Origin of the sequence: Streptomyces sp. NRRL WC-3605, assembly GCF_001509795.1 — a bacterium.
Lineage (GTDB): Bacteria > Actinomycetota > Actinomycetes > Streptomycetales > Streptomycetaceae > Streptomyces > Streptomyces viridochromogenes.
In genome coordinates, this window is the sequence record NZ_LLZN01000052.1 from 22,233 (window position 1) to 43,719 (window position 21,487).

Here is a 21,487-nt window from a genome sequence, read left to right on the forward strand (position 1 = left end):
GCCCCCGGCGGGCTCCCCGTGTGCTCCTTGACAGCTCAACGAGACCGTGGGGTACTGCGGAAGGCGACGCCGGGCGGACGTGACGGGGGTGAGTTCCCTGACGGAGCTGCGCTACCCCACACCCGCCGAGCTGGTGCGGTCGGCCCGCTCGCTGGCCGCCCACCGCCCCGCGCTGTGCACGCTGCGGCAGGTGGGGGTCTCCCGGGCCGGCAGGCCCCTGCACCTGCTGTCGATCGGCCATGCCGCACGGGCCGTCCTGGTGGTCGCGGGCGCCCACGCCAACGAGCCCTCCGGCGGTCCCGCGCTGCTGGCGATCGCCGAACGGGTGCTCCTGGAGCGCGAGTTGCGGGCGGACGTGTCCTGGCACCTCCTGCTGTGCGCGGACCCCGACGGGGCGAGCCTGCACGTCACCCCGGCCCCGCGCAGCCTGTACGACTACCACCGCGGGTTCTTCCGGCCCGCCGCCCCGGAGCAGCCGGAGTGGGCGCCGGCGACGCTGCCGCCCGGCCGGCTGCCGCCCGAGACCCGGGCGCTGACGGCGGTCATCGACGAGCTGCGGCCGTACCTCCAGGTGACCCTGCACGGCACCGACCTGGGCGGCAGCTGGGTGCAGCTGACCCGGGACGTCCCCGGCCTCGCCGAGCCGTTCGCGAAGTCGGCGGCGCAGCTGCACATCCCGGTGGAGACCGGCGCGTCGGACGCGGTGGGCTGGCCGGCGTCCGGTCCGGGGGTGCACGTGATGCCGGCGCCGGGCGCGCGGGCGGCGTATCCGAGCATGCCGGACGACGCGCGCAGCAGCACCTGGTACCACGTGCACCGTTACGGCGGGCTGACGGCGGTGGTGGAGGTGCCGATGTGGGCCAGCGACCTGGTGGACGACCCGGCCCCGCATCCGGCGCCGGACCGGGCGATGCGGCGGCTGGCGGCCCGGCTGCTGCGGGACGCGCTGGAGGTGGAGCTGGTCCTGGCGCAGGCGCACCCCCGGCTGACGGGCGTCGACGGCCCGCTGCTGCGGGCGGCGCGGTGGGCGCTGGAGCTGGTGCCGGGGCTCGCGGCGGACTGGACGCGCACCCCGCCCGCCGACGGCACCATGGCGTACATCGGGAGCGTGGACGCGTTCGGGCGGCGGCTGCCGCTGCGGGCGGCGGCGATGCTGCTGCGGGTGCTGCGGGAGGCCGACGACCGGGGGGCCCAGCGTCTGGACCAGCTGGTGGCGGCCTGGAGCGAGGCGTTCGCCGAGCGGTTCCGGGCCCGCTGGGTGCCGTTGGAGCACCAGGTCGAGCACCAGTCCCGCACGGTGTTCGCGGCGGCGCTGCACGCGCGCGACCGGTCGGACTGAGCCGCCGGTACACGCGCGTGCCGTGCGGGCGTGCGGGCCGTGCGGGCCGTGCGGTCAGTCCTCGACGGCGAAGACGGCGCCGGTGCGCGCCTTCAGGCCGCACCCGTTGGCGAAGGTCTCGCGGTAGTCGACCGGGTGGCCGTTCCACTCGCCCCGCGCGTGGGCGGTGACGGGCGCGTAGACCATGGGGCAGTAGGTGTCGCGCCGTTCGAGCCTGCGGATGTCGCCGTCCACCGCGTCCAGCTGCGCGCAGGCCTCGGCCGCCTCGGCGTGGCCCTGCGGCGGGTCGCAGAGCAGGAGCCGGCCGGGGCGTTCGCCGTGCCGGCCGTCGCCCTGGGTGACGGTGACGAAGAGCCAGTTGCCGGAGTCCGCCTGCCGGGCCGTCGCGTGGGGTGCGGCGGCGCCGAGGACCAGGGCGGCGGCGGCCGCGAGGAGGCCGCCTCGTGCGAGTGTGGTGCGTCGGGTCATTCCCGATGCATCGGCACGGTGGCCCCGGTGTTCCAGCCCGACTCACCCGAACGGGATCGTCCGGACGCGTGCCGGTGGGCGAGTTCAAACGCCGAGAGCACCACGCGCGACTGGTACTCGACCTGGCGGGCGACCGGGATCCAGCGGGCCCCGCACCCGTCGCGGTAGTCGTCGCACCAGGCGTCGAGCCACCTCTCCAGCTCGGGCAGCACGCCCGCCGGGTCGCGGCCGGCGCCGGTGACGAGCTGGTGCAGCAGTCCGGCGGTGCGCAGGGCGAGCCGCCGTCCGGCGATGCGCAGGGCGGCCAGATGGGCGGTGCTCAGCAGGGGCAGCGGGTGGGTGCCCACGGGGTCCTGGACATCGGGGTCCCAGGTGTCGGCGAGGCCCGGGCAGACCAGTAAATAGTCGTCGACCGGGGCGAGCAGCCGGGCCGTCTCGGGGCCGGCCGGCAGATGGGGGCGCAGGCGCTCCAGAAGCCGTTCCAGGACCCGGGTGTCGTCGCGCAAGGTGTGGCTCACCCTGCGCAAAACCGTTTCCTCGTCGGTGGGCGCGGCGCCGTCCTCCACCGCCGCCACCCCCCACATGGGGGCCTCGACGACCGCCGTGACGGTGCCGTACCGATGCGGGTGGAACCAGGTCGACTCCACGGCCGCCTCGGTGATGGCGGCGGCCAGGTCTCCGCGTCGGGGCCGCGGGATGCGGTAGACGGCGGGACCCAGCTCCGGCCAGTACAGGGTGTCGTACGGCCCGAGCTCGCGCGGGATGCCCAGGCGGGCGGCGCTGTGCGCGACGCGCTGGGCGAGGCCGGGCAGGTCGTGGGTCAGCTCGACGAAGCCGCCGCCGACGTCGACGCCGTGCAGCGAGCACTGCAGGAAGGGCCGCAGCTCGTCCTGGAGCGCGAGCAGGGTGCGGGTCTCGGGCAGCGTCACGGCGTCCTCGCCGTCGGGCAGCCACTCGGGCTGCTCCAGGAAGCCGGGCCGGAAGAACCGCCGGAAGTAGTCGCCGAGGGCGTACGGGCCGCGCAGCCAGCCCTCGTTGCGGCGCAGGCCGTCGGGGTCCAGGCAGAGCAGCAGGTTCCACGTGGCGTCGGCGCCCTCGTGCAGCCGGGGGTCGGCCAGCACCCGCTCGGCGAGGCGCAGGACGGTGGCGCCGCCCACCGGCTCGTTGGCGTGCGGCCCGGCCACGACGAGGGCCTGGCGGCCGCCGTGGCCGACGGACAGCAGCCACAGGGGCGTACCGGCGCGTGAGGTCCCGACCCGGCGCAACCGCGCCTGCCGGGGATGGCGGGCGACGAGCGAGGCCGCTCGCGCCCCGAGCTCGTCGACGGTCGGATAACGCAGGAGGGGCGGCAGGGCACACCTCCACGAATGTGGTGCCGTCGGTTCACCTGGTGTGCATGGTGTACGCACAGTCAGTCACGACTTGCGGTGTACGTCAACACCGCTACAGACAAAGCGACTTGGGTCACCCGGCCGGGGCCACGACCGGTCTCCCGTCAGTGCGCGGCGAGGCGGAACGCCATCCGCCCGAAGCCGATCTGGTCGCCCTCCCGGACGACGACGGCACCGATGACACGGCGCCCGTTGACCGTGGTGCCGTTGGTGGAGCCGAGGTCGCGCAGCACCCACAGGCCGGCCTGGTGGCTCAGTTCGGCGTGCACCCGGGACACCGTCTCGTGCGTGAGCCGCAGCCCGTTGGCGGGGTCGCGGCCTATCCGCAGCGGATGCCCGGTCGCGGGGTGGGGCAGCAGCAGCTTGGGCAGCCGCTCGGCCTGCCAGGCGCGGCGCAGCCGCACGGTGAAGCCGGAGACCGCCTCGACGGTGCCGAACACCATGCGGGACAGCCGCCCCTGCGAAGGCAGGTCCGCGGTGAGCGCGAGGAGTTCGTCCGAGCGGCGGGCGGCGAGGGCCAGCTCCATGCGCCGGACGAACGTGTCGTGCGACAGCCGGCCCATCGCGACGCCGTCGCGGAGCACCTTCAGCGCCTTGTCGCGCTCCGCGTCGGACAGCCGCGCGGGGTACGTGTGGAACTCGAAGGACGACGTCACGGTGCCGATTGTCGGTCAGCGCGTCCCGGCTGTCCAGAAAACGGGGAAACGGCAGCCGGGGTGGGCGGCGGGGCGCGCGGCACGCCGTCCGCCGCGAAAGGGCGGATCCCGCAGCGGATCGATCTGCGGTGGAGCACCATGGACGGGCTATGTCACCGTGAGCAGACGAAGGGGAACCGTCCGTGCAGTTCGAGGTGTGGGCACCAGAGGCCGACCGGGTCACGCTCCATTGCGACGGCGCCACGCGCGCGTTGGAGCCCGATCCGGAGCGTGCGGGTTGGTGGCGGGGGGAGGCGGACGCGCGGGACGGCAGCCGCTACGGCTTCGCGCTGGACGACGGGCCGGTGCTGCCCGATCCGCGGTCGCGCCGGCAGCCGGACGGCCCGGACGGGCTGAGCGCGGTCGTCGACCCCGCGCGGTACGAGTGGCGCGCCGACTGGGCGGGCCGGCCGCTGCCCGGCGCGGTCCTGTACGAGCTGCACGTGGGCACGTACACGCGCGAGGGCACCCTGGACGCCGCCGCGGACCGGCTCGGGCACCTCGCGGAACTGGGCGTGACACACGTCGAGTTGATGCCGCTGACGCCCTTCCCCGGCCGGCACGGCTGGGGGTACGAGGGGGTCTCGCTGTGGGCGGTGCACGAGCCGTACGGCGGCCCCGAGGCGCTGAAACGCTTCGTCGACCGGGCGCACGCGCTGGGGCTCGGCGTGGTCCTGGACGTGGTCCACAACCACTTCGGCCCCTCCGGCAACTACCTGCCCGCCTTCGGGCCGTATCTGACCGACCGGCACCAGACGCCCTGGGGCGCCGCCGTCAACCTGGACGCACCCGGCTCGGACGAGGTGCGCGCCTTCCTCGTCGGCAGCGCGCTGGCCTGGCTGCGGGACTACCGGCTCGACGGACTGCGGCTGGACGCGGTGCACGCGCTGGTGGACACGCGCGCGTGCCACTTCCTGGAGGAGCTGTCGACGGCCGTCGACGCGCTCGCCGCCGAGCTGGGCCGTCCGCTGTCGCTGATCGCGGAGACCGACCTGAACGACCCGCGGCTGATCACCGCGCGCGAGAACGGCGGGCTCGGCCTGCACGCCCAGTGGAACGACGACTTCCACCACGCCCTGCACACGGCTCTGACCGGCGAGTCCCAGGGCTACTACGCCGACTTCGCGCGGGCGCCCCTCGCCGCCGTGGCCAAGACCCTGACCGGCGGCTACTTCCACGACGGCACCTGGTCCAGCTTCCGGGGCCGCGGCCACGGACGCCCGCTGGACCGTACGCGGGTGGGCGGGCACCGGCTGCTCGGTTACAGCCAGACCCACGACCAGGTCGGCAACCGCGCCCAGGGCGACCGGCTCGCCGCCCTGCTCTCCCCCGGGCTGCTGGCCTGCGCGGCCACGCTGACGCTGACGGCGCCGTTCACGCCGATGCTGTTCCAGGGCGAGGAGTGGGCGGCGGGCACGCCCTGGCAGTTCTTCACCGACCACACCGACCCCGAGCTGGCCGAGGCCGTACGGCGGGGCAGGCGGCGGGAGTTCGCCGCGCACGGCTGGGCCGAGGAAGACGTGCCGGACCCGCAGGACCCGGCGACCCGGGAGCGCTCCTGCCTGGACTGGTCCGAGCCCGGCCGCGAGCCGCACGCGCGCGTGCTCGCCTGGTACCGGCGCCTGATCGCCCTGCGCCACGAACAGCCCGACCTCACCGACCCCGACCTCGCCGACACCAAGGTCGCCTACGACGAGCAGGCCCGCTGGCTCGCCTTCCGGCGCGGGGACGTCCGGGTGGCCGTGAACCTCTCCGACCGCCCGGCGGCGATCCCGCTGGGCCCGCGCAAGGCGGAGGTCCTCGCCGCGTGGGAGCCGGTGGAAGCGCCTGGGGCGGACGGGGTGCTGCAGGTGCCGGGCGAGTCGGGGGTGGTCCTGCTCCAGTCCTGACCGGATCTCAGGGCCATGAGATCCCAGGGCTCGGGGTCTCAGGGCTCCCGGTCTCAGGGCTAGGGCTCGCCGTCCGTGACCCGCTCCAGCAGGATCGCCTCCCAGGCGTTGCGCAGCCAGGTGCGCAGCACGGGCAGGGGGGTCGTGCCCTGCCCGTCCAGGCGGGCCGCCAGACGCACGATCGCGTCGCAGCGGGCCAGCCAGAGGCCGCGCAGGCAGGGGCGGGCGCCGTACCCCGCGAGGGTGGCGGCGCGGACGGCGGCCGGTGAGCCCACGGCGAGCGCGAGCCCCGCGATGTCCTCGGCGGGATCGCCCACGACGGTGCCGTCCCAGCCGAGGACGCCGCGCACCCTGCCGTCGGCGCTGACGACGAGGTGGTCGCCGGTGAGCGCGTGGTGGACGAGGACGGCGGCACTCGGCTGCGCCCCGAGCTGCACGGCAGCGGGCCGCGTCAGCTGCCGCAGGCGCTCGGCGTCGAACTCGTCGGCGGCGGCCAGCCGGTCCGTGGCGCCCTCGGCGGTGCGGCGCAGGGCCTCCAGCGAGCGCGGGGCGGCGCGCGGCACGCCGAGCGTCTCGGCCTGCCGTACGGAGATCTGGTGCAGGCCGGTGAGCAGCCCGGACAGGTCGGCCTCGCCGAGCGCGGACACCTTGTTCTCGGTGCCCGGGGCGCCGGGCATCCGGGTGTCGAGGCTGTAGGTCAGGCCGGGCGCCCACTCGCCGTGGGCGACGCTGGTCGGCACGGCGACGGGCACGTGCGGGCGGACCAGCTCGCGCAGCCGCAGTTCGCGGCGCTGGCGGACGGCGGCCTCCCGGTCGAGGGCGAGCCGCAGCACATGGCGGGTGCCGACCAGCCAGGTGGTGGGGTCGGCGCCCGGGGACGCGGGCCGGATCTCGGGGCCGGCCGCGCCGCCGGCGCGGTCCTCGATCAGGGAACGGACCAGTCGGCGGACGGTGTCCGCGGTGGGTGTCGGTGCCTGGGTCATGGGCGCGCCGTTGTCGCTCGGGGGTGGACGGGGGCTCCTTGCTCCGGGGCGGGTCACCGGTCAGTCGACGATCACCAGCTCCCGGGTGGTGTCGTTGAGGCGCCGGGCGCCGTCCTCGGTGACGGTGACGATGTCCTCGATGCGCACGCCGAAGCGGCCGGGCAGGTAGACGCCCGGCTCGACGGAGAAGCACATGCCGGGCACCAGGGGCTGTTCCTCGCCCTCGATCATGTACGGCGGCTCGTGCGTGGTGACGCCGATGCCGTGACCGGTGCGGTGGATGAAGTACGGCCCGTAGCCGGCCTCGTCGATGACGGCGCGGGCGGCCCGGTCGACGTCCTGGCAGGCCGCGCCCGGCCGGACGGCCCGGTACCCGGCCTCCTGGGCGGCGCGCACGAGGTCGTGGACGCGGCGCTCCTCGTCGGTGGGCGGTCCGACGTGGACCGTGCGGGACGTGTCGGAGCCGTAGCCGTCCCTCAGGCCGCCGAAGTCGAGGACGACCATGTCGCCCCGCTCGATCGTCCGGTCGCCGGCCTCGTGGTGCGGGTCGGCGCCGTTCGGGCCGGAGGCGACGATGGTGAAGTCGACCTGGGAGTGCCCGAAGCGCCGCAGCAGCTCCGCGAGGTCGGCCGCCACCTCGGACTCCCGGCGCCCGCCGAAGGGCACCGCGCGGATCTCCTCGAAGGCCGCGTCCGCGGCGGCGCCCGCGGCGGCCAGCAGCTCCAGCTCCGCCGCGTCCTTGACGGCCCGCAGCATCGGCAGCGCGTCGGTGAGGGAGGCGTACGAGGTGCCGGGCAGGGCCCGCTGGAGGGCGAGCAGATGCATCGCCCAGGCGTTGTCGCTGATGCCGAACCGGCCGCTCGCGTCCAGGAGGGCGGCGGTGGCCGCGTAGGGGTCCTGGCCGTCGGTCCAGTCGCGCAGGGTCGTCACGGGCGCACCGGTGGCCTTCGCCGCGTCCGGGGCCTCCAGGGCGGGCACGACGAGGACGGGCCCGTGGTCCGCGGTGAGGACCAGCAGGGTGAGCCGCTCGGTGTCGGCGGGCGGGGAGTACCCGGTGAGCCACACCATGTCCGGTCCGGGCGCCACCAGGAGCCCGGCGAGCCCGGCGCTCGCGGCGGCCCCGACGGCACGCTCCATCCGGGCCCGGTAGTCGTCGGCGGTGAAGGGCGCGGGCGCGGTGCCGCTCATCCGGGCCTCCCAGGTCACGTGAAAGGAGTACGGGCAGCATCCTGCCCGCCCGGGACACGCCACGCGAGCCGGTCACGGGAACCTCGGCGACCGGTTCCGCCGGGGCCGGTGGGCGGGGACGGCCGGAGCGTGCGGTCCGGGCGGCTGGGCGCCGGTGAATGCGCGTCCGGCGGCGGCTCGGGACGGTCGGTGCCCCCGTGGTCCGGGGGCACCGCGCCGGGACCGGGTGCTGGGTGCCTCGCGGGCCGGGGTGCGGACCTCGCCCCGGCTCGCGAGCGCCGCTGCCGGGGTGATGCGCCGTGCGGGTGGTCATGTCGTGATGCCCGGGACGGCCGTCAGGTGCTGGCGGGTGCCGTTGCTGTGGCGGACCGTCAGGGTGATCCCGCGGCCGGGGCGGGCGCGGGAGACCGCTCGCGCCAGGGACGCCGCGTCGTCGACGCGGGACCGGCCGAGCGCGAGGACGACGTCTCCGCGCACGAGACCCGCCGTGTAGCCGGGGCCGGGGACATGGACGGCGACGACCAGGGCACCCGGCCCGCGTGCGTCGACGGCCTCCAGCCCGAGCGTCGCGCCGGTGGCCGGCGCGGGGGACGTGGTGGCCGGTGCCGGGACGGCGGGCCGCGTCGCGCTGGGGCCGGGGGCGCTCCGGCTCTGGAGCGCGGCGAGTTCCCTCATGCCGATCACCGTGCTGCCGACGGTGCCGAGCCCGACGCCCGCCAGGACGAGGACCAGGGCCGCGAGGACCGCGACGGCGAGGTTCGCCAGGCGCCGCCCGCGCCGGCGGGGCGCGGCGTGCGGGCGCCGGGCGCCCCCGTCCGCCCGGTCCTTGTCGGTGGGCCCCTGACCAGGCATGGGCTTGGGTCGCAACGCAGTCTGTTCCATCGGATCGCCTCCGGCAGGTGACTACCCTGCGCACCGGCGCACGACGAGCCACGATCGAGTGAGACTGACCGCCGTCCCCCCCCACCCCGAGGAGTGACCGTGCCGACGCGAGCCGAGCATGAGTGGACGCGGCGGGCCGTCGCGCTGGCCACGGAGAGCGTGGCCGAGGGCGGTGGCCCGTTCGGCGCCCTGGTCGTCCGGGACGGCGAGGTGGTCGCCACGGGCACCAACCGCGTCACCGCCGGCCTCGACCCCACCGCGCACGCCGAGGTGTGCGCGGTGCGGGCCGCGTGCGCGGTGCTGGGCAGGGCCTCGCTGGAGGGCTGTGCGCTGATCGTGTCGTGCGAGCCGTGCCCGATGTGCCTGACCGCGGCCCTGTGGGCGCGCCTGGACCGGGTCGTGTACTGCGCCGACCGGCACGACGCCGCGGCGGCCGGCTTCGACGACGCGGCGCTGCACGAGCTGTTCGCCCCGCGGGACGGTGTGCCCTGGCCGCTGTCGCTGGAGCGGCTGGACCTGCCGGGCCGTACGGAGCCGTTCGACGCGTGGCGGGCCGCACCCCACCGCGAGGAGTACTGAGACGGGACGGCCCCCGTCCTGATCGCGACAGGGCGGGGGCGTCCGGGTCAGCCGAGGGCGGGCACGGCGGGCGGCCGGTCCGGCAGAAAGCCGTGGGCGCGCCGGGCCAGGTAGTCGGCCTTGTAACGGTCCACGCTGCGATGCCAGTTGAGGATGCCCGCCATCCAGTTCTGCAGGTCGGTCACATAGGTCGCCATGGCGTCCCGTGCCTCCTCGGAGAGCTGGAAGTCGTCGTACACGACCGGCAGTTCGTGCGCGATGACATGCTCGAACTGCTGCATCCGCTGGTTCATCAGGTCCTGCACCACGGTGAGCGCGGCCGGGTAGTCGCAGCCGAAGAAGTTCTGCACGACCAGGATGGCGTTGTGGACCTCGCCCTCGTACTGGATCTCCTTCTGGTACGAGAAGACGTCGTTGAGCAGGCAGGCGTAGTCCATGGCGGCGTTCTCCAGGGACCGCACCGGGCCGCTGCGGTACACCTCCGGGGGCACCGCGGGGCCGTGGCCCATGCGGCACATCGCCATGGTGAGGTCGGAGCCGAAGGTGGACCGGCGCATCTCCAGGTAGTCGACGGGGTCCGGGACGCGGTGCAGGAGCTGGTTGTGCAGCTCCCACAGCCAGCTCTCGGTCATCGAGTTGACCGCGTTCCTGAAGGTGCGGCGCTGCTCGGGCGTCATCTCCGCCGTCGTACGGGTCCACAGGTCGATCAGCGCGCGCTCCATCGCGTTGGACGGGACCAGCGGAACGTCACCGCCGTCGACGGGCATGCAGGCGGCCAGGCGCTCGGTGGTGAGCCTGGCGGCGGCCAGATCGCGGCGGTTGCCGAAGACGAGGGGGTAGTAGTCGTCGCCGTAGGTGCCCCAGGCCAGCCAGTGGGCGCTGAGGTCGAGGGCCTCCTCGGTGGCGTCGGGGTCCAGGCCCGCCGAGCACAGGGCGAGGTCGGCGGCGGCGAGCCGGTCCTCGTCCCAGACGCCCTCCTGGAGGATGCCCATGCGGTGCGACCACTCCACGAGCCGCTGCCGGGCGCCCGGCAGATGCGGGCACAGTTCCACCTGGTAGGGCATGTGGAAGTCGGGGATCACGGACGGTCCGACCCGCTGGTACGGCACGTGGGTGTGGGCGCGCGCCCGTTCCGCCCCGGCCGAGGCGAGCAGGGCGCCGACGTCGGCGGCGGACGTGCCGGGGCCGGTGAGTCCGTGCCAGGGCCGGGTGGTGCGGGCGCGCGCGTTCATGTACCGGCTGGAGCGCATGTGCCATTCGTGGCCGCCGGACTGCCAGTCCTGCAGGCCCAGGGTGTAGGCGGCGACGGCGGCGACCTCGTCGGGGGTGAGCCCTTTCTCCAGGGCGACCGCGGGCACCTCGGTGAGGGCGGTGTGCTCGAACTGGTGGAGCCGTGAGGTGAGGACGTCGTTGACCATGTCGGCTGCCTCCTGGGTGGTGCAGCCGAAGAAGGTCTCCAGGACCAGGACGCCGTTGCTGAGTTCGCCCTCGTCCTCGACCTCGCGCTGGTAGGAGAAGAGGTCGTTGCGCAGGTGCACGGCATCGGAGAACGTCTCCATCAGCACCCGCATCGGCCGGGAGTCGGCGACGGCGGCGGGCACCTCGGCCCGCGCGTACTCCACCAGACCGGCGGACCAGGGGGCGCCTCCCACCTTGCGGCGCATCTCGATGTACTCGACGGGGTTGGCGATTCGCCCCTCGTTGATGTTGGACAGCTCCCACATGGACTCGTTGAGCAGGTGCTCGGTGGCGACGGCGAAGCGGCGGCGCCAGTTCGCGGACATCGCCGGGACGGTCCGCGTCCACAGGTCGGCGAGTCCGGCCTCCACGGGGTTCTCCGGCTCGGGCATGGGGGTGGCCGGGTCCATCGGCATGAAGAGGGCGAGCCGGTCGAGGTGGGCCTTGCCGGCGGCGCGGTCCTGGGTGCGCTTGTACATGTCCAGGAAGTGGTCGTCGAAGAAGAAGACCCACACGTACCAGTCCGTGATGAGGGACAGCGCGGGTCCGTCGCACTCGGGGTGGGTGTAGGCGCAGAGCAGGCCGTAGTCGTGCGCGTCGAGGTCGGACTGCTCCCAGATCCCGGAGCCCTCCAGCATGCCCATCTCGCGCGCCCACGCCGTCGAGTGGGCGCGGGCCTCGTCGACGTGCGGATTGAGCCGCGCGGGATACGGCATGTAGAAGTGCGGGAGTTCGAAGGGCTGCTGCGTCATGGCCCGGCCCTACCCAGGGCGTTCGGCGGGCATCCTCCGGGCCGCACATGATCACACCATCGCGTGAAACGGGGGCGAAAGCGGGCGTCCCGGGCGGGTGTTGTGGCGCCCGGGGGCGGCCACGGGCGCGCGGCGGGCCCACCGTCCGCCGGACCGGCCGCCCGGCTGCCCGGCTGCCCGGCTGCCTGCGTCAGGTCAAGCGCGTCCCGTCAGGTCGACCGCTTCCGTCAGGCCCGCACCTGGATCAGGGCGTGCGTCCCGGCCGTCCGCCACTTCTGCCCCTCGGCGGTCACCAGCGCGGCCTCCGTACCGGCGTCCAGACCGGTGACCACCTCCGACTTCAGCGTCCGCAGGGCCGCGACCGGGCCGGGGAAGTGGGCGGTGACCTCGGCGAAGGGCGTGGTGGGCGGCCACCGCCGGTCCCCCACGAGACGGCGGTAGTTGAGGTCGCCCTTGAGGAGGGTGAGGGTCGCCGAGGCCAGTTCCCCGCGGAGGTCGGCGGGCATGTCCGCGTACGGCAGCGGGGCGCAGGAGAAGGGGTGGGCGCGCACGGTCAGCCGGCCGTCGCCCAGCGCCTCCCACAGGACGCGCCCGTGCCCGGCGGCGGCACCCGGCGCGGTGACGAGCCGGCGCAGGGCGTCGAGGACGTCGGCGTGCGTGGCGTCGGAGACGTAGTACGGCTGCGGCTTGACGTGCAGCAGGACCCGGGCGGCTCGACCCTCGGTGAGGAGCCGGGCGATGAGCAGCAGGTCGGGGACGAGTTCGCGGCCGGCGTTGTCGGCGATCAGGCAGACGGTGGCGGTGCCGGAGGGCGGCAGCAGCGACCAGAGGACATCGCTGTCGTCTGCCACCAGGGGCGGGGTGCCGGAGTCGGACGGGTCGCCCGCGGCCCCCAGCCGGAAGCTGAGGTCGGCGCGGTTGCCCCAGAGTGAGCCGTGCAGCAGCGCGCGGTCCTGTTCGGCCGGGGGCCGGTCGGCGAGGGCGTCGAGGGCGGCCAGTTCCTCGCCGGTCTCGGGCGAGTCGAGTTCGGCCGTCTTGGACGGGCGGAACGGGTCGATGCCCTGCCAGGGGCCGGGGGTGAAGTAGCCGACGGCGTCGAGGAGACGGCGGTAGAACCAGCTCTCGGACCACAGCCAGGGCACGTCGAACCACGACCGGCCGGTGTGGGTGTCCGCGCCCCAGGCCGTCCAGCGGTCCCGGTCGTGGGCGCCGGCGGGGAGCGGTTCGATCACGCCGTCGAGGCAGTTCGCGAGCAGTGCGTCCAGGGCGCGGCGCTGCTCGGGGCCGTAGGGGAGGGCGTCCCGGACCTGGCGGATGATCGCGGGGTGCCGTTCGGCGAGGACGCCGTGCGGGAAGGAGCCCGGCTCGTCGGCGAGGAGGACGGGCGGGAGCGGGGCGTCGGACCGTGCGGGCATGCGCCTCACCGTACCGCCCGGGTCAGACGGCTCTGATCTCCCGTTCCAGCTGTGTCGCGAGGGTGAGGTAGCGGGCGCGGCGGGGCACCGGGACCAGTCCCCGGATCATCAGGTGCCACATCTCGGCCACGCGGCGGGGCTGGCGGGCGACGCTCTCCGTGGAGCGGCCGACTACGCGGGTACCGACGAAGAAGCAGACCAGGGCGTGCGCGGCGGCCTCGGCGTCGACGTCCGGGTGCAGGTCGGACTCCTGGGCGGCGCACACGAGCCGGCGGGTGGTGATGTCCAGCAGCTCGGTGAACGGGTGCCGCAGGGGCGGGCGGATCAGCACTCCCCCGGTGGCCAGGCGCAGCCCGGCGCGCGGGATGGGGCCCTCGACGGACAGGCGGGTGATGCCGAACGTCGTGCGTATCAGGGCCTCGAGGGAGGAGTAGCCGCGGCCCTCCATCTCGGCGGCGACCTGCCGGGACGCCCGCGACTGGAGTTCCATGATGGCCTGGGCGAGATCCTCCTTCGCCGCGAAGTGGAAGTACAGGGCCCCCTTGGTGACCTGGGCCTGTTCGACGATGTCGCTCAGACTGGTGCATTCATAGCCATGACGGTCGAACAGTTCGGCGGCGGCTGTGAGGATCGTGGTGCGGGTCTGTTCGGCGCGTAGCTGCCTCGCCATCGGGGGGACACTCCTGAAGGGGGCGGAAAAGAACGGGACATGCCGTTTGTTTCTTACTCCCTGCACACGATATCTCAGCGCCCCTCCGTCCCCACCCCACACTCGAATACCGTGGCATCTTTCTGACGGGCCGTGACACGGACGCCGTCGCCGTCCGGACCCGCCGCCTCGGTCCGCTCCATCCAGACGGGCAGGTCGAGTTCGGCGTACCGGTGGAAGAGGCAGGAGAAGGAGACCGGGGTCCGTCCGCCGCTCACGGGGTCGGCGGCGAGGACCTGACAGGCGGCCTCCAGCAGGAGCATCCCGGGGACGTGGTCGAGGGGATGATCGAAGAAAACAGCATGCCCGGTATCGACGCGCAGCTGCCGGCGGCCTGGAGCGGTGGCCGGGGCCAGGACGACGTCGGCGGCCGAGGCGCGGCCCACGGCGTCGGGCGGCAGGCCCGGCGGGAGGGGGAGGACGGGCACGGTGGCGGCGGAACGGCCGCCGCGCAGCCGCCGGTAGACGGCCTCGCTCGTCCAGGTCGCCGCCACCCGTGCGGTCGCCACGCTCGTGGAGCCGAGCAGCACGTCGGCCGCGTAGCGGAATCCGGCGGGCCGGCCGCCGCGGAGTGTGACGTCGGTGACGGTGACGCGCAGGAGGGGTTCGGCGGGCGCGGGGCCGACGGTGAGGAGGTCGGGCCGGATGCCGATGCCCAACTCGCGCAGCACGAAGTGGTGTCCGAGCGGGACGTCGTAGGCGGTGTGGGCGAGCAGGGTGCCGGCCTGGCGGACGGTCTCCGCGACGAGCAGCGGCTGGTAGGCCGACCGGTCGGGCGAGACCAGCAGCTGGTGGGTGCGCGGCCACTCGGCGAAGACGTCGAAGGAGTCGGCACCGGTCGCGACCGCCCCCGTGAGAAACGTTTCGGCTACGGAAGCCCGGTGGACGAGCTGCCGGGGTACCGTGGCCGTCATTCCGTCGGGCGCCGTGGGGAGTCCGGCGAGCGGGGTCGTGGCGAGTGGCCGCGAAGGTGGCATGTCCCCTCCTTGGGTCCCCCTGTGTGTGCCCGTACGGTGCGCTGAACAGGCGGCGAGGTGCCCGTGCCGCGAGCGTTAGAGTACGAGGCGACCGGTTTGTTTTCAATGCGGCCGCGGGTCGCTCGTCCGTGCCCCACCGCTCCGGCGCACGCGGGGCGCACAGGCCGACTCGCGGTGATGAAGGGGCTGTTATGGCGAGGCAGGAGCGCGCCATCAGAACGCGGCAGGTGATCCTGGAGGCGGCCGGGGCGGTCTTCGACGAGCACGGGTACGCCGCCACGACCATCTCGATGGTCCTGGACCGCGCCGCGGTGACCAAGGGCGCCCTGTACTTCCACTTCCCCTCCAAGGAGTCGCTCGCGCAGGCCGTGCTGGACGAGCAGATCGCGTTCGGGACGGTGCCCCCGCAGCCCTGCAAGCTGCAGGAAGTCGTCGACATGACCTTCGTGTTCGGGCAGCGGCTGCGGCACAACGCGCTGCTCAAGGGGAGCGTGCGGCTCGCCGTGGACCAGAGCGCGCCGTCCGGAGTCGACCACTCCGGGGCGTTCCGGCAGTGGGCGGACCTGCTGGTCGTCGTACTGGAACAGGCGCTGGCGCAGGGTGAGTTGCTGCCCACCGTGCGGCCGAGGCAGACGGTGGAGCTGCTGGTCGGCTCGTTCGCCGGCATCCAGCTGATGTCCCGGGCGCTGACCGGCCGGGAGGATCTGGCGGAGCGCATCTCGCAGTTGTGGGGACATCTGCTGCCGGGCATCGCGGTGCCGGGCCTCCTCACCGGTATCGACCGGGAGCCGGACCGCGGACTGCGGGTGCTCGCCGCCCTCGACGCGACGGACGCGACTGACGCGACGGACGCGCCGGAGGCGCCGGAGGCGCCGGCCTCCGGCGTGGGCACGCCTGACACGGACCGTGATCGCATCGGACCGGAGTGACGGTTTCCGGGCGGGGCGCCCGGCGGTGAAAAGGACGGCGGGCCGGCCGATGCCCCATCCGCATCGGCCGGCCCGCCCGCTCATGGCGTCCCTCGGGGGGACGTCCGGTCACCGTCGGCTCAGAAGGTCAGGCTCCAGCCGTTGAGCCGGCCCGTGTCCTGCGCGGCCGTGTCACGGACCCGCAGCTTCCAGGTGCCGTCGGCGGTCTCGGTGGACGCGTTCACCGTGTAGGTCGCCTTGACGTCGTCCGCGGAGTCCGAGCCGCTAGAGGACTTCAGGCGGTACGTCGAACCGTCCGGGGCGACCAGGTCGACGACCAGGTCGCCGCGGTAGGTGTGGGTGATGTCCACGGCGACCCGCAGGGCCGAGGGGGCGTTGCCGCCGCGGCCGGACACCGTGATCGGGGACTCGACCGCGGAACCGGCGTCCGGGATGGACAGCGCGGTGGTGCTGGTGAAGGTGGTGCCCCCCGTGGAGCCGCCGGAGCCGCTCACCGCCTGCACCGTCTTCGCCGCGTCCGCGAGACCGGCGCCGCAGCCGCCGGAGCAGGTGCCGGGCAGCGTGCGGGCGTTGGCCTTGATCGCGGACTCGATCTGCGCCGGGGTCAACGACGCGTTCGCCGACTTCATCAGGGCGGCGAGGCCCGCGATGTGCGGGGCGGCCATGCTGGTGCCCTGGTAGTAGGCGTAGTTCTCGGTGGACGGGCCCTTGGTGCCGGAGTTCAGCGTGGACAGGATGCCGTTCGAGGTCACCGAGTCGGTCTCGCCGCCGGGTGCGGCGACGTCGACGACCGTGCCGTAGTTGGAGTAGTAGGAGCGGTTGCCCTGCCGGTCGGTGGCGGCCACGCTGACGACGTTGGCGCAGGAGGCCGGCGAGTAGTTCGAGGCGTTGGCGTTGCTGTTGCCCGCGGCGACGACGACCGTGGTGCCGCGGCCGACGGCGGCGTTGATCGCGCTCTGCGTCGCGGTGGTGCAGGAACCGCCGCCGCCCAGGCTCATGTTGATGACCTTGGCGACGTTCGTGTTGGCCGGGACACCGGAGACCGTGCCGCCGGACGCCCAGGTGATCGCGTCGATGATGTCGGAGTCGTAGCCGCCGCACTTGCCGAGGACGCGCAGCGGGGAGACCTTGGCGCCGTGCGCGATGCCAGCGACGCCCTTGCCGTTGCCGGTGACGGCGGCGATCGTGCCGGCGACGTGGGTGCCGTGCCAGGAGGAGCCGTACGCCGGGTCGCCGGACTGGCACTCGTCGGCGGCGGTCCAGTCGCCCGGGTCGGACGGGTCGCTGTCCCGGCCGTTGCCGTCGTTGGCGACCGTGGCGTCGGAGATGAAGTCGTAGCCGGGCACGATGTTCGCCGCGAGGTCGGAGTGCGCGACGTAGCCGGTGTCGATGACGGCCACGGTCACGCCGGTGCCGGTGGCGACGTCCCAGGCGCCCGGCACCCGCATGCCCGCGGTCGTCTCGAACAGGTCCCACTGCTTGGCGTACTCGGTGTCGTTCGGCGTGGCCTGCGGCTTGTTCAGCCGGTCCGGTACGACGTAGGCGACCTGGGGGTCGGCCCGGTACGCGGAGACGACGTCGGCGACGTCCTTCGTGGTGGCGTCGCCGCCGAGGCCGACGAGGGCGGCGCCGGAGCCGAGGCGGCGCTCGAAGTCGAGGCTCTCGCCCGCCGTGTCGCCCTTGGCGGCGGCGTCGGCCCGGGCGGCCTTGTTCGACGTGGCCTCGGCGGCACCGGACTTGTAGCCGACGATCAGACGCTCGGCCGGGGTACCGGGTGCGGCCTCGGTCCGGGCCGTGGGGACGGCGGTGGGGGCGTGGGGTGCGGGTTCCTGGGCGGCGGCGACGGTGGTGGCGGCCGTGAGGAGGGTCGCGGAGACCGCGGCGACGGATATCAGCTTCCGTCTGAGGGACGCAGAGGTGCGCAAGGGAGTGCCTTTCGTGGCCGGCCGTACTCCGGGCAGCGCGGAGCGGCGGTCGAATCGCTTCGTCGTCGAAGCGGCGGGGGGTACGCAGGAAGGCGTGGCTGGGGGGGGGACACGTCGAAGGCGTGGCTTGGGGGACGCGTCGAAGGCGTGAGTGGGTGGGGGTGGTGCGACGTGCGGTGGGGGCGGTGCGACGTGCGGGGCGCGGCGGCCGGCCTGGCGCGAGCTGGGCCCCTGCGGGGTGACCTGTGGGCCAGCTGTGGTCGAACGATAGGCAAAGAGAAGGTCATCGGAATACAGGGGAAACCCTCGACCAGGCCGGAAACCCACCCTCGATGTCCGGTACCCGACCGGTAATGGCGGGCTTTGCCCCGGCTCGTCGGGCGCTGAACACGCCGGGCCGGATTCCCGTACTGCACAAGGACCGTTGCCGTCGGCCGAGGAGTCGTTCCGGATGTCCCGGATGCCCTGGATCAGTTCGCATCGCGCCGCTCTCGCGGCCGCCGTCGCCGTGCCGCCGCTGCTCACGGTGTGGGCGGCGGGGCCCGCTCAGGCGCACGGGGCGCCGACCGATCCGGTGAGCCGGGTGTACGCCTGCTCTCCCGAGGGCGGTGCCGCCGCCCGGTCGGCGGCGTGCCGGGCGGCCGTCGCGGCCAACGGGGCACCCTTCACGGCCTGGGACAACCTGCGGATCGCGAACGTGAACGGACGGGACCGGCAGGTCGTGCCCGACGGCGGACTGTGCAGCGGAGGGCTGCCCGCCTACCGGGGCCTCGACCTCGCGCGGTCCGACTGGCCGTCGACCCGGCTGACCCCCGGCGCCACCCTGACGATGCGGTACTCCTCGACGATCCCGCACACCGGCACGTTCCAGCTCTACCTCACCAAGGCCGGCTACGACCCGTCGCGACCGCTGACCTGGTCGGATCTGCCGGACCGCCCGTTCGCCTCGATCAAGGACCCGGCACTGACGAACGGGGCGTACCGGATCACGGCGAAGCTGCCCTCCGACCGCTCGGGCCGCCATGTGCTGTACACGGTGTGGCGCAACACCAGTACGCCGGACACCTACTACTCGTGCTCCGACGTGGTGTTCCCGGCCGCGGCGGGAGGCGGTGGCGGCGCGGGCACGGCGACGGGCGGCGCGGGGTCGGGGCGGAGCACGCAGCGCGCCCCGGGCAGCGCGAAGCCCACGAAGAGGGCAACCTCCTCGGCCTCGCCCACGGCCTCCGCCACCGGGGCCGCCGGGGCCGCCGGGAAGGCCGCCTCGGGCGCCCCGCGCGCCGCCGAGGCCCCCGCCGGTACACCGGTGGCGTCCACCGGCACGTCCGGTTCGGGGGCCTCGGCGCCGCTGGTCGCGGGCGGCGCCGCCGCGGTGCTGCTGCTCACCGGCGGCGCCGCACTGGCCCTGCGTCTGCGCCGCAGGTGAACTGCGGTCTGCTGGAGCCTAGTTGACGTAGACCACTTCGCCGTCGGCGTTCACGGGGGCGTACTTGGCGGTGAAGTAGCCGTTGGCGAAGCACAGCGACGAGCCGGAGACCTTGCTGAACTGCTGGCGGTTGAAGGTGATCGTGTGGTCGTCGTTGCTCGCGGTGCCCGTCAGCCCCGGCGCCTGGTAGACGCAGTTGACGCTGCCCAGCAGGGTGCGCAGCACGACGGTGGTGCGCACGGTGGAGCCCGCGGGCGGCGTGACGGTGACCGTGCCGTCCGAGGCGACGGTGGAGTCGTACGGCAGGTTGTTGACCGTGATGCTGGTGACGCCGAGGACGCCCACCACGTTCGTGGAACAGCTGGCGGCGTCGAAGGTGTGCGCGGTGACCGACTCCGTGGCGGTGCCGGGCGCGGCCGGGTTGTCGGTCACGGCGGCGATGAACTGGGACGACGTGCAGGTCAGGCCGCTGGTACCGGTGGCGCTGGAGTAGAAGGTCGCGTTGCTGCCGGCGGCCAGCGGGGCGGTGAGGACGTCACCGGCGGCGACCGCCGCGCCGTCGGGGGACCCGACGGTGAGCACGGCGCCGTCGACGGCGGAGGCGGGGACGGCGAACGGGAGGGTGAGCGCGGCGACGGCGCCGGCCAGGGTCGTGAGGGTGCGGGTGCGCATGCGGGTGTACCTCGACTTTCGTAGGGGGAGCCCCGGGCGGTTCAGGTCGCCCGGGGAGTCGGGGAGCCCTGTGGGGGGCCGTGGGGGGTGCTGGTGCGCCGCCGCATGCCCCTGGCGCCTTCTCCGTACGTCGGGGACAGGCGGCGGCCCGGCACGGGTCGAGGGGGGGGAGCGACCCGTGACGGTGCGCGGGGAAGACCTCGCGGAAGCGGAGTGCGTGTGAAGGAGATGCGTTCCGGGAGCGCGGGCAAGGGCCACGCGACGGGGATCCGGCGCCACGGATCCAGGGGGAACCTGCGGAAGTTGTAGACCTGAGTGACCGTCAGCGTCAAGCATTTGTACGGGAGTTGTTGCGCCGGCGGATGCCTCGCGAGGTCGCGGGCGGCCCGCCGGGCACCGGTGGCACAGCATCGACACCGTTTTTCCACAACTGCCTTGACCCTCGGGTGTAACCACCGGTAACTTCCCGCTTTGGCTACTGCGGAGTACGTGAAAGCCCTTGCATCCGCCGGGAGACGCGAGGAGACGTGCGCCGCGGGCGCTGTCCGCGCCAGGACAACGTGCCGCTGATGCCCTACCCGTGTCCTTCGCACCTGGGAGCAGTCATGGCCTCGTCCTCCGACGTCACCTCGTCCTCCGGTGACACCCCCGAGCAGCCGGAAAGCGGTTCCGTGCGCCGCGGGCGCGTCCGGGCCCGCCGGGCCGCCGTGATGGCGGTGCCCGCCACCCTGGTCGCCGCCGGCCTCGCGGTGCTCACCGCCGAGGGGGCGCTGGGTGTGCAGTTCGCCATCTCCGGCATGCCGTTCACGGTCACGGCGACGGAGCTGAACGGCACCGGCTTCGAGCAGTTCGGCGGTCTCGACGAGATGGCCCCGGGCAGCCCCAACGAGGGCGACACCGGCGGCCAGGTCCTGATCGTCACCTCCGCCATCAAGAACGCCACCCTCACCAAGCTCTGCCAGAGCGTCGACCTCGGCGGCACGAACCTGCTCATCACCGCGGGCAGCGGCGCCGAGAAGGTGACCGCCAGCGATCTGACCACCGACTCCACGGAGCTGTCCGGCGACGCCGCGTTCAACAACATCGAGATCGGCAACGACGCGAGCACCCTGACCAAGGCCGGGGTGAAGGGTCCCATCGGCGTCTTCAGCCAGCAGGCCGACACGGTGCGGATCGCGAACCTGCGGCAGACCAACTACGCCACCACCGCGGGTGTGTTCAAGCTGCCCGGACTGAAGCTGCGGTTCAGCGGCTCGGGGTGCTGATGGACGGGGCCGCGGGCAAGCGGGCCGCCTTCCGCCGGTGGCGGTATGGCCGGCCCTTCTGGGGCGGGCTGCTGCTGGCGTTCGGCGGGGCCTGGATCCTGCTCACCATGAAGGCCTCGCTGAAGGTCGTCCTGCACATCGGCATGCAGGGGCTGGCCGGGTACCTGCTGCCCGTGCTGATGGTGCTGCTGGGTCTGCTGACCCTGTTCAACCCCGCACAGAGGCTCTTCTACTCGATCACCGGGGTCCTGGTCTCCCTGGGGACCTGGCTCACCTCCAACCTCGGCGGGTTCCTGGTCGGGCTGCTTCTCGGGGTGGTCGGCAGCTGCCTGGTGTTCGGCTGGCTGCCGGACCAGGAGCCGCGCGGGAGCCGGCGGGAACGCCGGCGCGCCCCCGTGGAGGCGGGCTGAGCGCACGCGGGCACGCCGGGAGGGCCGCGGGTCCGGGCGTGCCCGCACGGGCGGTTCATCACGATGTGGCGGCGGCGGCTCACCCCGTGTGGTGACGCACTTGACTACCGGTGGCCGCACGCGATTGGCTCCGCC

19 protein-coding genes are annotated in these 21,487 nt (G+C 74.0%); 7 read left to right on the forward strand and 12 right to left on the reverse strand.

The window, feature by feature from the left end; all coding sequences use genetic code 11:
- The first annotated feature begins 88 nt into the window (after positions 1–88).
- Entirely contained in the window at positions 89–1,339 is a 1,251-nt protein-coding gene (locus ADL34_RS15240; RefSeq protein ID WP_062668571.1) for a M14 family zinc carboxypeptidase, read from the forward strand.
- A 54-nt stretch (positions 1,340–1,393) separates the two neighbouring features.
- Here the strand turns inward: ADL34_RS15240 and ADL34_RS15245 are convergent, their stop codons facing one another.
- The 3 genes from ADL34_RS15245 to ADL34_RS15255 form a co-directional block, all read right to left on the reverse strand.
- Positions 1,394–1,807 (reverse strand): SSI family serine proteinase inhibitor, encoded by a 414-nt coding sequence (locus ADL34_RS15245; RefSeq protein ID WP_062668572.1) that lies wholly within the window; start codon positions 1,805–1,807, stop codon positions 1,394–1,396.
- Complete coding sequence (locus ADL34_RS15250; RefSeq protein WP_062668637.1) at positions 1,804–3,159, reverse strand: M14 family zinc carboxypeptidase; 1,356 nt, start codon at positions 3,157–3,159, stop codon at positions 1,804–1,806. Before ADL34_RS15250 ends, ADL34_RS15245 begins: the two co-directional genes overlap by 4 nt.
- A gap of 143 nt (positions 3,160–3,302) precedes the next feature.
- A complete protein-coding gene (locus ADL34_RS15255) occupies positions 3,303–3,854 on the reverse strand; it encodes a DUF1707 and FHA domain-containing protein (protein WP_062668573.1) in 552 nt (183 codons plus the stop codon).
- 182 nt (positions 3,855–4,036) lie between these two features.
- Here ADL34_RS15255 and treZ point away from each other — a divergent pair, with 182 nt between their 5' ends.
- On the forward strand, positions 4,037–5,782 hold the full coding sequence (gene treZ / locus ADL34_RS15260; protein WP_062668574.1) for a malto-oligosyltrehalose trehalohydrolase: 1,746 nt from the start codon (positions 4,037–4,039) through the stop codon (positions 5,780–5,782).
- A 59-nt stretch (positions 5,783–5,841) separates the two neighbouring features.
- Here the strand turns inward: treZ and ADL34_RS15265 are convergent, their stop codons facing one another.
- From ADL34_RS15265 to ADL34_RS15275, 3 genes are all read right to left on the reverse strand, one after another.
- Positions 5,842–6,765 carry an aminoglycoside phosphotransferase family protein gene (locus tag ADL34_RS15265; protein ID WP_062668575.1) on the reverse strand — a complete coding sequence of 308 codons (924 nt, stop codon included), beginning with the start codon at positions 6,763–6,765 and terminating at the stop codon, positions 5,842–5,844.
- A gap of 60 nt (positions 6,766–6,825) precedes the next feature.
- Entirely contained in the window at positions 6,826–7,953 is a 1,128-nt protein-coding gene (locus tag ADL34_RS15270; RefSeq protein ID WP_062668638.1) for an aminopeptidase P family protein, read from the reverse strand.
- Between the two features lie 309 nt (positions 7,954–8,262).
- Positions 8,263–8,835, reverse strand: coding sequence for a PDZ domain-containing protein (locus ADL34_RS15275; RefSeq protein ID WP_062668576.1), 573 nt, complete (start codon positions 8,833–8,835; stop codon positions 8,263–8,265).
- A gap of 99 nt (positions 8,836–8,934) precedes the next feature.
- On the opposite strand from ADL34_RS15275, the gene ADL34_RS15280 reads away from it, so the two are divergent.
- Positions 8,935–9,414, forward strand: a complete 480-nt coding sequence (locus ADL34_RS15280) for a nucleoside deaminase (RefSeq protein ID WP_179199337.1) — start codon at positions 8,935–8,937, stop codon at positions 9,412–9,414.
- A gap of 47 nt (positions 9,415–9,461) precedes the next feature.
- On the opposite strand, the gene cyc2 is transcribed toward ADL34_RS15280, so the two are convergent.
- From cyc2 to ADL34_RS15300, 4 genes are all read right to left on the reverse strand, one after another.
- The gene (gene cyc2 / locus ADL34_RS15285) at positions 9,462–11,624 is read right to left on the reverse strand and encodes a germacradienol/geosmin synthase Cyc2 (RefSeq protein WP_062668578.1); all 2,163 of its coding nucleotides are present in this window, start codon (positions 11,622–11,624) and stop codon (positions 9,462–9,464) included.
- Between the two features lie 227 nt (positions 11,625–11,851).
- Positions 11,852–13,039 (reverse strand): damage-control phosphatase ARMT1 family protein, encoded by a 1,188-nt coding sequence (locus ADL34_RS15290; RefSeq protein ID WP_107115647.1) that lies wholly within the window; start codon positions 13,037–13,039, stop codon positions 11,852–11,854.
- Positions 13,040–13,061: 22 nt separating this feature from the next.
- Positions 13,062–13,709, reverse strand: a complete 648-nt coding sequence (locus ADL34_RS15295; RefSeq protein WP_062668579.1) for a ScbR family autoregulator-binding transcription factor — start codon at positions 13,707–13,709, stop codon at positions 13,062–13,064.
- A gap of 74 nt (positions 13,710–13,783) precedes the next feature.
- Positions 13,784–14,725, reverse strand: coding sequence for a ScbA/BarX family gamma-butyrolactone biosynthesis protein (locus ADL34_RS15300; RefSeq protein ID WP_062668580.1), 942 nt, complete (start codon positions 14,723–14,725; stop codon positions 13,784–13,786).
- 191 nt (positions 14,726–14,916) lie between these two features.
- Between ADL34_RS15300 and ADL34_RS15305 the strand changes: the two genes are divergently transcribed.
- The gene (locus tag ADL34_RS15305; RefSeq protein ID WP_079034188.1) at positions 14,917–15,654 is read left to right on the forward strand and encodes a ScbR family autoregulator-binding transcription factor; all 738 of its coding nucleotides are present in this window, start codon (positions 14,917–14,919) and stop codon (positions 15,652–15,654) included.
- A 119-nt stretch (positions 15,655–15,773) separates the two neighbouring features.
- Here the strand turns inward: ADL34_RS15305 and ADL34_RS15310 are convergent, their stop codons facing one another.
- Positions 15,774–17,579: a S8 family peptidase gene (locus ADL34_RS15310; RefSeq protein ID WP_062668581.1), complete on the reverse strand. Its 1,806-nt coding sequence runs from the start codon at positions 17,577–17,579 to the stop codon at positions 15,774–15,776.
- Between the two features lie 451 nt (positions 17,580–18,030).
- On the opposite strand from ADL34_RS15310, the gene ADL34_RS15315 reads away from it, so the two are divergent.
- A complete protein-coding gene (locus tag ADL34_RS15315) occupies positions 18,031–19,005 on the forward strand; it encodes a lytic polysaccharide monooxygenase (RefSeq protein ID WP_062668639.1) in 975 nt (324 codons plus the stop codon).
- A gap of 18 nt (positions 19,006–19,023) precedes the next feature.
- On the opposite strand, the gene ADL34_RS15320 is transcribed toward ADL34_RS15315, so the two are convergent.
- On the reverse strand, positions 19,024–19,677 hold the full coding sequence (locus ADL34_RS15320; RefSeq protein WP_062668582.1) for a hypothetical protein: 654 nt from the start codon (positions 19,675–19,677) through the stop codon (positions 19,024–19,026).
- 605 nt (positions 19,678–20,282) lie between these two features.
- On the opposite strand from ADL34_RS15320, the gene ADL34_RS15325 reads away from it, so the two are divergent.
- Together ADL34_RS15325 and ADL34_RS15330 are read left to right on the forward strand one after the other, a co-directional pair.
- Positions 20,283–20,942, forward strand: a complete 660-nt coding sequence (locus ADL34_RS15325) for a DUF6230 family protein (protein WP_062668583.1) — start codon at positions 20,283–20,285, stop codon at positions 20,940–20,942.
- A complete protein-coding gene (locus tag ADL34_RS15330; RefSeq protein ID WP_062668640.1) occupies positions 20,942–21,352 on the forward strand; it encodes a DUF6114 domain-containing protein in 411 nt (136 codons plus the stop codon). Before ADL34_RS15325 ends, ADL34_RS15330 begins: the two co-directional genes overlap by 1 nt.
- The last annotated feature ends 135 nt before the right edge of the window (positions 21,353–21,487 follow it).